The sequence below is a fragment of the Amphritea sp. genome, assembly GCF_050300915.1.
Lineage (GTDB): Bacteria > Pseudomonadota > Gammaproteobacteria > Pseudomonadales > Balneatricaceae > Amphritea.
The window spans coordinates 1-11,778 of record NZ_JBNKYN010000110.1; the positions used below are offsets into that span (position 1 = coordinate 1).

The window sequence follows — 11,778 nt, forward strand, 5'->3', positions numbered from 1 at the left end:
CTGACTAATACCTACCACGAAAAAATAGCCAGACTCCGCTCGATAAAGCCTTTCAAAACTGCTATGTTTCAACCCTAACAGTAGAGTGCAAACAGCACTGTTTTTCCATACTCATAGCCACTAAGATTTAGTAAAAGCCAAAGGTAAGTGTAGGCAACTTGGTGGGCAAACAGGTATTTTTGAACGGCTTCTTTTCGGTAAGTTATTGAGTTTTTAAGGTCTAAGCTGCTACTCAATAAGCAAATTCAACATCGAATAATGCCATCACACTTTACAGGCAGTGATTAGCAACCACCTCCCGGAGTCCGTTTTGCGGAAGAACAGAGTGGCACAGTACATGGTTTGGGTGATGGAGATTTTCACCGAAGCCAAATCATTTGAAGCCAATCCGATTCTGGGTAACCGGCTGCTAAACCGCCTGGGGCTGCATGTTATCCGGCTCATTATAGCGCGCTTAATTACCGGCTTTCGTCGTTGGATACTGGGCTGGAAAATCAGTTCAGCGCATCGCCGGGGGTTTCGTCAGAAAGGCTATCTTCGCATAGATAATGTATTACCACCTGAGCTATTTAAACGCCTGCAGGACGAAGGAGAGCACAGCTGGCCGGAAGTTCGTGAGTTTATTCAGGGGGACACCACGACCCAGTTGGCCTTTCTCACTCAGGCCAGGCTGAAGCAACTGCCTGCCACAAGCATGCTATGTGACTCAGCTTCGGTAAGAAACCTGCTGAATTACGTTGCCTCAAATGCCCTCCGCCCATGGCCCCACTTCCTGCGGGTCTGCAACCGGGGAGGCGAAATGATCAACGATCCCCAGAAGCACTTTCATTCCGACACCTTTCACCCAACCATGAAAGCCTGGCTGTTTCTTGAGGATGTCACCGCCGATAAGGGCCCGTTCCAGTATGTTCAGGGTTCTAACCGCTTGACACTAAAGCGCCTTCTCTGGGAGTACCGCCAAAGTATTCAGGGACGGAGTCTGAATGAGCGCTATGCCGCACGAGGTTCACTGCGAATCGCTGAGAATGAACTCGCTTCGCTGAACCTTTTTCATATTCAGACATTTAATGTGCCCGCCAATACTTTGATAATTGCCGATACTTCAGGTTTTCACCGCCGGGGAGAAGCCGCAGCTGACACCTCTCGTCTTTCGGTTTATTTCTCTTCTCGTCTGAATCCGTTTGTCCCCTTTCCGCTGCCGGATTTTGAGCCATTCAACCGGTTTGCAGAAAAGTTGGTAGCGGAACATGTGGAAAAAACAACCCTGCCGCAAGCTCATTACTCACAGAACAAGCAATCATTCTGATTGCACCATTGCTGACCTGCTAAGTTTCAATGCGATAAAAAAAGGCGAGTCATACACAAGTTTCGTTGCAATAGCGCTGATTATTGCACCCTTCAGCTGTGACGGCTTATTGCTTGCAGGGCAATCAAGCCTCCTTTAGTCCTTTTAAATTGCGAAAGAGCTTTTTGACTTTAAGGGGGAACATCCAATTTATGGTTAACCTGGCAGGCGCTTCTATTGTTCTGATCAGTTTGGCATCAGAGGGATGATTGAGTTGCTCTTGGCGATGATCTTCTCGGGTGCTGGTTTATTCCTGCGCATTGAAGCAAAACCAGACCCGCAACCTTAACCTACAAAAATCACGCGATGCGGTGAACAGTTTTCTATTATGCCCGGAACAGGATCTGCTAGACTGTGGCCGCCCTCAGATAGAAGCCAAACTCTACTTTGAACAGCCAACCGTCGCGATTAATGATCTTCTGGGGATGATGGGTGCTGCGTTGAAGGATTTACAGCATGTTTTCAAGTCAGTCTGACGTGCCATTTACAACATTGACCCGCAGACGGAGTCACTGTGAAAAAAACCGACAATCAGAGCACTGTATTTACCCTGACCGTTATCAGGGTCACTCGCTTGCAAGCCACTTCCAGCCGATCTACAGCGTTGCACATCGCCGCCCAATCGGTTATGAAGGCCTGATCCGTGCCCAGTCTCAGCAGGGGATATCGATCCCCCCTCTGGAGTTGCTCTCGCTACCTGAAAATGGCGCAGAGAGGCTCATGCTTGACCGGCTCTGCCGGGCGCAACATGTTCAGAACTTTACGTCTCAAAGCACCCATAATGAGTGGCTATTCGTCAACCTCAACGCACAATCGCTGATCAGCGAACACCCGAATGTCGGTTTCACTCAACGACTATTAGAATACTCTGGCTTAGCACCACACCGCCTGGTGATTGAGATTCTTGAAAACGAAGTGGACGATGTGAACCGGCTGAAGAGCTATATCGATTACTTTCATCAGCTTAACTGCCTGATCGCCATTGATGACTTCGGCGCTGGACACTCAAACTTTGACCGCATCTGGCAATTGCAGCCCGATATTGTCAAACTTGACCGCAACCTTATCCGCGAAGCCGCACAGAACCAGCGGGCAGCAGGCATTCTCTCAGGAATCATCTCGCTGCTGCATCAGACAGGTAGCCTGGTGGTTGTCGAGGGCATCGAAACTGACCAGGAAGCCACCACCGCGATCGCGGCTAATGCGGATATGCTGCAGGGGTTCTATTTTGCCAGTCCTGCGCCGCTGCTGTTAACCGAGAATACGGCCTCCGACACTATTGATCAGCTGCTATTCAAACAGCAAGATCAACGCTCGCAACACTCTAAAACAGAGGCTGAAAATATCAGCCATCTGAAAAATCTGTTTCAGCGAGCTCTGAACGACTTCATCAGACATCAAAACCTGGCGCAAAGCAGTGCCCATATTTTTACCGACCCCCGTGCGGTTCGCTGCTTTCTGCTGGATGAAAACGGCCATCAGACCAAAAGTACCCTCAATGTATTTCATCACCGACAGCAGATCGAATTGCGCTTTGCGCCGCTGCTGTGTGGCGACAAGGGGAACTGGTCACACCGCCCTTATCACTATAAGGCTGTTGACCAACCCGGCACCACGATTATCAGTGAGCCTTACCTTTCCGTCGCCGATTCCCGAATGTGTATCACGCTGTCTCAGGCCATTAAAATGGGTGACCGTTTAAATGTATTCTGCTGCGACCTTGACTGGCAACAGGCCCCCTGAACAACAACAGAAAAATGTTCAGCTTAATCTTAAGATTAATACTTTGTACCCCTCCTATGTGTTAGTTTCAAAACACTTTACAGCGCCCTGAATAACCTTATGGCCTGCATATTGCAAATCCTATGTAACAAAGTGTTTTCAACCATTTCAGACAATTTTTAGTGCTATATTGCACAGTTATATGGCATGGTTGAATTAGCCTCTATAGGGCGCACAAGAATAGTGCAAAAGAGTTCCTGGAACCGAGGGTATCTACATGAGTATCGACTGGACAGAGTATTCCACCGGCAACTTTTATGATGAGCTGATAGCTGATGACTGCTCCCCAAGAGAGCCTGCCACCCGGCTGGTCAACTATCTGGCGTCTCTGAGCACCGCAGAGATAAATAAACGCAAAGAGATGGCCGAGTCGACGATTCAGGAGATGGGGGTCAGCTTCACTGTCTACACAGAAGAGGGCAACATTGACCGCGCCTGGCCCTTTGACATCATTCCTCGCACCATTTCAGCCTCCCACTGGGAACAGACAGCCAAAGGTCTGAAACAACGACTCAAAGCGCTGAATATGTTTATCAACGACCTGTATCACGATCAGAACATCCTCAAGGATGGTGTAATTCCCGCAGAGATTGTGCTGAAGTCGAAGAACTTCCGTCCTGAGTGTGTTGGCGTGACGCCACCTCATGGGGTCTGGGCCAATATCTGTGGCACCGATCTGGTTCGCGATCTGGATGGCCAGTTCTATGTCCTGGAGGACAACCTGCGAGTACCTTCCGGTGTTTCTTACATGATTGAAAACCGGGAGATCACCAAACGGGTTCTGCCGGAACTGTTCTCCAAAGACTCTATTCTGCCAGTGAATAACTACCCGGCTCACCTGTTTGATATGCTAGCTTCGCTGTCTCCCCGGGATATTCCTCAACCAGAAATCGTGGTACTCACACCTGGGATTTTCAACTCAGCCTACTTTGAACATGCGTTTCTCGCCCAGCAGATGGGAGCCGAGCTGGTCGAAGGCAGCGACCTGGTGGTTGAGAGTGACGATTGTGTTTATATGAAAACCATCAGCGGGCTGGACCGGGTTGATGTCATCTACCGCCGTATCGACGATGAGTTCCTTGATCCGGAAGCCTTCAGAGAAGACTCGATGCTGGGCGTGCCTGGCTTGATGCGTGCCTGGAAAGCAGGCAACGTCGCTCTGGCTAATGCACCCGGTGCCGGTGTTGCAGATGATAAAGTCGTGTACGCCTATGTCCCGGATATCATCCGCTATTATCTGCAAGAGGAGCCGCTGCTGCCCAACGTGGAGACCTTCCTCTGCTCCGATCCGGAGCAGCGCAAATACGTGTTGGAAAACCTCGATAAGCTGGTGGTAAAACCCGCCAATGAATCCGGTGGTTACGGTATGCTGGTTGGTCCTCACTCAACCAAGAAAGAGCAGGAGCAGTTCGCCGCGCTGATCACCAAAAATCCGCGCAATTATATCGCCCAGCCCACACTAAGCCTGTCAACCGCACCAACCCTGTGCGGCTCTACACCCGAACCCCGCCACCTGGATCTTCGGCCTTTTATTCTGCAGGGAAAAAACCTCTATGTAACCACCGGTGGCCTGACCCGGGTGGCAATGAAGAAAGGTTCACTGGTGGTTAACTCATCTCAGGGTGGCGGCAGTAAGGACACCTGGATTGTCGAGGAGAAATACTAATGCTGTCTAAAGTTGCTGAACGTATGTACTGGTTCTCCCGCTACATTGAGCGGGCAGAAAATACCGCCCGAATGGTCGGTGTATACGATAACCTTCTGTTTGATCTGCCTCGCTCCATCAATATCAGCTGGTACAATCTGGTGGTGATTAACTCATCCGAAGATGTGTTTAATGCACGTTATACCGTCCAGGATGAAAAAAATGTTGTTAAGCTATTGTTAGCTGACAGCACCAATCCCAACTCCATGTCATCCAGTCTGCAAATGGCCCGGGAGAATGTGCGCACCAGCCGGGACGTCCTGCCGCTGCCACTGTGGGAGCTGATCAATGAGCTGTGCATGTATGTTACCGAGCATATCCGCGACGGTATCAACCGCACTAATCGTCATGGTTTTCTCGATACGGTGATTAAGAGCTGCCAGCAGATCAACGGATTACTGGCGGATAATATGAGCAAAGATGCTGCCTGGCAGTTTATCCGCCTGGGCCGTAACCTTGAACGGGCAGACATGGCCAGCCGGATACTCGATGCCGGCATTACCGCACAGTTGAGCACCACTGATATTGAGCAGGATCTTGACCCATCGCAGATTATCTGGGGGAATGTCCTGCGTTCTTGCGATGGTGCGATGAACTACCGACGCACTATGCGGGTCACGGTTGAAGGGACTAAAGTATGCGACTTCCTGCTGCACGATAAGCACTTCCCCCGCTCTATCAGCTTCTGCGCTGAACAGATAGAAGCGGCGGTCAGCCTGTTGCCTGCCTGTGAGATAGACGAGTTAGAAAAACTCAAATCATTACTGGCAGAAGAGCCCCGAAATCTGGATGAAACGTTCAGTGACTACCTGAATAATCTTCAGCTAAGCTTTGCTAATCTGCACCTCCAGTTTGGTCAGTGCTGGTTTGCGCTCGCCTGATACCACGGGTGGGGCGGCGGCCTATTATGACTCTGCCTCTGCGGATTTAAAGTGACTCTATGATACAGCCTGAGCAGCACATGCCGTTAAGCTACGTCAACGGTACAGGCCATGATGAAGTTTTTTCGGCCGCAGGCGAGATCCGCCCTCACTGGCAATATCTGCTGGACAGCATCAACCAGCTGGGCTCAGAAGAGATGGGGCTGCGCCTGCTGAAAACCCAGCGAATCCTCAGGGATGATGGTGCTGTTTATAACTCTGTCACCCAGCCGGACCAAAGCAAAATCTGGGAACTGGATCCGGTTCCGGTAATGCTGCAAAGCGACGAGTGGAGCCAGATCGAATCAGGGCTAATCGAAAGAGCAGAGCTCCTCAATCTGATCCAACAAGACCTTTACGGTGAGCGACAGCTGATCCGCCATGGCATTCTGCCACCGGAGCTACTGTTTGCCCATGACGGTTTTACCCGCGCCAGCCAGGATGTCCGTCTGCCGGGGGATCAACAGCTGATCTTCCACTCAGCCGATATGATCAGAACGGCTGAGCAGGGCATCTGCATTCTCACCGACCGCACTCAGGTACCCAGAGGTATTGGCTATTCCCTGGAAAACCGGACCGTCATGTCACGGGTATTTCCCAGCCTTTTTCGCGACAGCCAGGTTCACCGTCTGGCGGTGTTTTATCAATCCTTGCGACAGAAACTGCACAGTCTCGCACCCGCCTCAGCAGACCAGAGTAACCCCTGTATCGTGGTGCTGACTCCCGGAGCTTACAGCCCCTCCTATTTCGAACACACCTATCTGGCCAACTACCTTGGCTATCCGCTGGTACAGGGTAGAGACCTGACCGTTCGGGGCAGCAGAGTCTGGATGAAGTCAGTTGCTGGTCTGCACCCGGTTGATGTGATTTTGCGCTTTGTCGATGATCCGTTCTGTGACCCGGTTGAGCTACGCAGTGACTCTCAACTGGGGGTTGCTGGCTTGCTGGAAGCAGCACGTAGCGGAACCGTCAGCATCGTTAATCCGATTGGCAGCGGTCTGCTGGAAAATCCGGCACTGATGAAATACCTGCCAGCCATCAGCGAATTTTTTCTCGGCCGCCCACTACAACTCGCCTCCGTTAACAGTTACTGGTGTGGTGATGCAGAAGATCTCAGGTATGTCCTGGATAATTTTGCACAACTGGTATTAAAAGGCATTAACCCTCTCGAAGGCGGCAGCATCCTACTGCGTGAACTATCTGCAGAGCAGCAACAACACTGGAAAGAGGAGATTCTACACAACCCCAAACTCTATGTGGCTCAGGATTATCTGGAACCCTCATCTTGTCCGACACTGATTGATGGCAGTCTTCAGTCACGCCGTATTCTGATGCGCAGTTTTGCCGTTGCCTCCCGCCAGTCTTACAAAGTACTGCCCGGCTGTCTCGCACGCATTGCACCAAGTCAGAACGATTTCAGGGTATCTCAGGTACAGGGGTCACTAACAAAAGATACCTGGGTACTGGCCTCCGAGCCAGAAAAACAACTCACCCTGAAACCAGCATCGAATCGCACCGCCCTGCCCTTTACCGGACAAACTAATCTGCCCAGCCGGGTGGTGGAGAACCTCTTCTGGATGGGGCGCTATGCTGAACGGGCCGAAGCATCTGCACGACTGCTGCGAGCCGCGCTGCTGCAGCTGAATAGCAACCTGCAACTGCCAACTGAATGCCGGGAACTGCTGTTACGGGCGATTACCCGGGTTACCGGAACCTTACCAGGGTTTGTTGAGCCACAAAACGGAATCTCACTATCCCACCCCGATAGCGAACTGTTGTCAGTCATTCTTGACAACAACCGTAACGGCAGTCTGAGACACTCTTTGCTGGCGTTACTGAACTGCGCTGAAGAGGTTAAAGAGCAATTATCAGCAGATACCCAGCGCATTATTAATAAGCTCCGGGATGAACTAAAACGGTTGGAAGCAGACCTTTCGCAAGGGTTTGGCTCGGCCCCCGAAGAAGCGTTCGACACCATTGTCATCGACCTGCTGGCCCTCGCAGGCCAGGCCCATGAAAGTATGTTCAGAAGTACCGGATGGCGCTTCCTGGATATGGGCCGACGACTGGAGAAAGCCAGCCTCAGCGCTGAACTGATGCGCGCCATGTTGGTAGACTGTGTCGAACAGCGCACCCAGGAGCTGGCGCTTGAAACCACCCTGTTAAGTATGGAAGCACTGATCTCATACCGACGCCGCTACCTGGCAGAGCTGAATCTCGCCGATGGTCTGCATCTGATGTTGCTGGATAAAAGCAACCCTCGCTCACTGCTGTTCCTGCTGGAAGAGATAAGCCAGCATATGAATGAACTCAACCTGTCCGCTGATGGCACAGGTCTGAGCACCGAAGAGAAGCAGCTACTCTCAGCACGAACCACCCTGCAACTAATCGATATTGACGAGCTGACCATCGCTGACGAAGAGGGCTTTATTCGCCAAAATCTTGAACAGTTCCTGTCACATCTGAAAGCGCAACTTCAAGAAGCCGCAGGGCTTATCAGCCAGCGTTACTTTGACCACTCCGGTGGGCCAAAACAGATATTGCTGAGTGGCTGGGAGCGTCGGGAAGCCCCCAGCCCCAAGGAAACCAGCGGGCAACAGCAAAACCGATGAGTTCATCCCAGGAAACGCAACAAAAGTACAGAAAAAAGCACGCTTCGCGTTGAATCTCCGCCAGACAATATTCTCTCGCAGCCTAAAGCGCTATAATCTTCCCCCTAAAATTGATGCCGTATTCAACGGTGTATAACAGCCCGAAAAAGCGACCGTATTTATGACTCTGCTAGGAACCCTGTATGTTATCTCGGCGCCATCCGGTGCCGGCAAAACCAGTCTGGTAAACGCTCTGCTGGAGCAGGACACACAGGTTCGCGTATCGGTATCTCATACCACCCGCGCTATGCGCCCCGGTGAAGTCGATGGAAAACACTACAACTTCGTTTCAATGGACGCCTTCGATGCCAAGATCAAAAAGGGTCAGTTCCTGGAATATGCCAACGTTTTCACTAACAAATATGGTACTTCGCGGCTATGGGTTGAGGAGCAACTGCAACAGGGTGTGGATGTCATTCTGGAGATAGACTGGCAAGGTGCGCAACAGGTTCGCAAACAGATGCCCAACTGTGTATCCCTCTTCATCCTGCCGCCTTCTGCCGCCGAACTGCGTAAACGCCTGACAGGGCGGGGCACCGATTCTGTCGAGGTTATTAACCACCGGATGTCTGAAGCCTTGAATGAGATGAGTCATTATGGCGAATATCAGTACCTGATCATTAATGATGACTTTAACAGAGCCCTGCTAGAGCTCCAGTCAGTTTTCATCGCTCGCAGACTGGAACTCCAGCGACAACAGCAAAAGCACGCCACAATGCTGGATGAGCTCTTGTCAGAATAGATCTGCTCAGGTAGACTGGCCGGCTCTCCGAATCAGGTCTTAAAATTGATCTGAATGACTGAATCCTATATCCGAGGTCGCTAAATGGCTCGCGTAACTGTTGAAGATTGTCTGGAACACGTAGACAACCGTTTTGAACTGGTAATGATCGCTTCTAAGCGTGCTCGTCAGATCGCCACCGGTGGTAAAGACCCGAAAGTTGAGTGGGAAAATGACAAGCCGACCGTCGTTGCTCTGCGTGAAATTGCAGAACAGTTCATTGACGTTAGCATTCTGGATGAACGCGAAGAAGATTAACTCTTTTTCAATCTGCCTGAATAAGGCATCATCTCTATAGTTTCTGTTTTTTTGTAGTCAGGTAAACCTGACTACGTTAGAGGCATAGGAGTAATTGATGCCAACTGTTGATGCGCTTTCTGACCGCCTGACCGGATATCTTGATCTGCAACAGATCAAGCTGGTCAGACGTGCGTATTATTATGCCGAACAAGCCCATGACGGGCAGCGCCGCAAAAGTGGCGAGCCCTACGTTACCCACCCCCTCGCTGTAGCCTCAATTCTAGCCGGTATGCATATGGACCATCAGAGTCTTATGGCTGCCATGCTGCACGACGTTATTGAAGATACTGCGGTATCACGTGAAGGACTCGAGGGCCAGTTCGGTCAGGAAGTTGCCGATATCGTCGATGGCGTCAGTAAACTGACTCACCTGGAGTTTGAAACCCGCGCTGAAGCACAGGCAGAAAACTTTCAGAAGATGGTTCTGGCAATGGCGGTTGATATCCGGGTAATCCTGGTAAAGCTCGCAGACCGCCTGCACAACATGCGTACTCTCGGTGCCATGCCTCCGGAAAAACAGCGACGTATCGCCCGTGAAACTCTGGATATATACGCACCGGTGGCCGCCCGCTTAGGGATGCGGGATCTGCAGCTTGAACTCGAAGACCTCGCTTTCCAGTCCTACTACCCTATGCGCGCAAAATATATTCGTCGCGCGGTAGTCCTGGCCCGCGGACAGCGTAAAGATGTCATCTCCTCTATCGAGGAGGCGATACGTAACCGGCTCAAACAGGAAGGTCTTCCCGGGACCGTTTCCGGACGCGAGAAACATCTCTACAGCATCTACACTAAGATGAAGACCAAAGGAAAATCCTTTGCGGAAATCATGGATGTTTTTGCCTTCAGAATTGTCACCGAATCTGTCGATGACTGCTATCGAGCACTGGGTATTGTCCACAATCTTTATAAGCCAGTACCCGGACGTTTCAAAGATTACGTTGCGATCCCCAAAGCCAATGGTTATCAATCGCTACACACAGACCTGTTTGGTGCGAGAGATATCACCATTGAAGTGCAGATTCGCACCAAAGAGATGGACGCCGTAGCCAGCCAGGGCATCGCAGAACACAGCCATTACAAAATCTATGGCGACTCAAACTCAGCGATCGATGGTTACAACCGGGCACGTAAGTGGGTACAAGGCCTCCTGGAGATGCAAAAGCGTGCTGGCAACTCGATGGAGTTTATCGAAACCGTCAAGACCGATCTATTCCCGGATGAAGTATACGTATTCTCACCGAAGGGCCGCATCTTCGAACTGCCACAGGGGGCTACGGCCGTTGATTTTGCCTATGCGGTGCATACCGACATCGGCAACTCATGTGTATCCTGTCGTATCAATCGTCGCTTAGCGCCGCTGTCACAGCCGCTGCATAGCGGCCAGACGGTCGAGATCATTACTACACCGAGCGCACAGCCCAACATGGCGTGGCTTAACTTTGTGATCACCGGAAAAGCCCGCTCCGCCATCCGCCACTTTATCAAAGTGCAGCATCGTGGTGAATCAATCGAGCTTGGCCGGCGACTGCTAACCCAGTTCCTGTCAAACTATGGTTCCAGCATTGAAGAGGTTGATCCGGAAGCGCTTAACAACTTGCTTGAAGAGGCCGAACTAAAGTCACTTGATGAACTTCTCCAGGATATCGGCATGGGTAACCGAATGGCCTATGTGGTTGCCAGACGATTACGCCCTGCAGAGCATGAAGAAGAGCCTCTACCGCCCTCTGACAGCAATAAAGCCACCCTGGCTATCCGGGGCACCGAAGGGATGGTGCTGCACTACGCCCGCTGCTGCGGCCCGATACCGGGCGACAGCATCACCGGTCATATCAGCACCGGCCGCGGCCTGGTTATCCACCGCACCGACTGCCGTAATATCGCCTTTATGAAAGATGATGCCGAGAAGTGTGTCTATCTGGAATGGTCGAACAGTATCGATGACGAATTCATCGTTAACCTGGATCTTAAAGTCGAGCCTAAGCGTGGCCTGATTGCCACCCTGGCAACTACCGCCTCCGGCGCCAGTGCAAACGTACTGAAGATAGACATTACCGAAACCGATGATGCCCTCAACACCGTCCACATGGACCTTACCGTAAAAGACCGGATACACCTCGCCAAAGTAATGCGTAAACTCAAGGCACTGAAAGAGGTTTATAAAGTCAGCCGGGTTTAAAACCGCTTACTCAGTATTAAAGCGCACCTTCGAGTGCGCTTTTTTGTGTCTGGATAAAAAGCAGTCGCTAGACGTAAAAAACAGTCGCTAGACGTGGCTACGCCACTTGTTAGAACGG

9 protein-coding genes are annotated in these 11,778 nt (G+C 51.2%); all 9 read left to right on the forward strand.

The annotated features are described in order from the left end of the window. Nucleotides 1-310: 310 nt before the first annotated feature. Nucleotides 311-1,306 carry a phytanoyl-CoA dioxygenase family protein gene (locus ACQY8X_RS19540; RefSeq protein WP_428036810.1) on the forward strand — a complete coding sequence of 332 codons (996 nt, stop codon included), beginning with the start codon at nucleotides 311-313 and terminating at the stop codon, nucleotides 1,304-1,306. Between the two features lie 299 nt (nucleotides 1,307-1,605). After that, entirely contained in the window at nucleotides 1,606-1,821 is a 216-nt protein-coding gene (locus tag ACQY8X_RS19545) for a hypothetical protein (protein WP_428036811.1), read from the forward strand. Next, on the forward strand, nucleotides 1,802-3,088 hold the full coding sequence (locus ACQY8X_RS19550; protein ID WP_428036812.1) for a sensor domain-containing phosphodiesterase: 1,287 nt from the start codon (nucleotides 1,802-1,804) through the stop codon (nucleotides 3,086-3,088). Before ACQY8X_RS19545 ends, ACQY8X_RS19550 begins: the two co-directional genes overlap by 20 nt. Before the next feature lie 256 nt (nucleotides 3,089-3,344). Further along, nucleotides 3,345-4,793 carry a circularly permuted type 2 ATP-grasp protein gene (locus ACQY8X_RS19555; protein WP_428036813.1) on the forward strand — a complete coding sequence of 483 codons (1,449 nt, stop codon included), beginning with the start codon at nucleotides 3,345-3,347 and terminating at the stop codon, nucleotides 4,791-4,793. Next, entirely contained in the window at nucleotides 4,793-5,713 is a 921-nt protein-coding gene (locus tag ACQY8X_RS19560; protein ID WP_428036814.1) for an alpha-E domain-containing protein, read from the forward strand. Before ACQY8X_RS19555 ends, ACQY8X_RS19560 begins: the two co-directional genes overlap by 1 nt. A 59-nt stretch (nucleotides 5,714-5,772) precedes the next feature. Further along, nucleotides 5,773-8,364, forward strand: a complete 2,592-nt coding sequence (locus tag ACQY8X_RS19565) for a circularly permuted type 2 ATP-grasp protein (RefSeq protein WP_428036815.1) — start codon at nucleotides 5,773-5,775, stop codon at nucleotides 8,362-8,364. Nucleotides 8,365-8,524: 160 nt separating this feature from the next. Next, nucleotides 8,525-9,145, forward strand: a complete 621-nt coding sequence (gene gmk, locus ACQY8X_RS19570) for a guanylate kinase (RefSeq protein ID WP_428036816.1) — start codon at nucleotides 8,525-8,527, stop codon at nucleotides 9,143-9,145. A gap of 84 nt (nucleotides 9,146-9,229) precedes the next feature. Further along, nucleotides 9,230-9,442: a DNA-directed RNA polymerase subunit omega gene (gene rpoZ / locus ACQY8X_RS19575; protein ID WP_428036817.1), complete on the forward strand. Its 213-nt coding sequence runs from the start codon at nucleotides 9,230-9,232 to the stop codon at nucleotides 9,440-9,442. A 97-nt stretch (nucleotides 9,443-9,539) separates the two neighbouring features. After that, nucleotides 9,540-11,660 (forward strand): RelA/SpoT family protein, encoded by a 2,121-nt coding sequence (locus ACQY8X_RS19580; protein ID WP_428036818.1) that lies wholly within the window; start codon nucleotides 9,540-9,542, stop codon nucleotides 11,658-11,660. The last annotated feature ends 118 nt before the right edge of the window (nucleotides 11,661-11,778 follow it).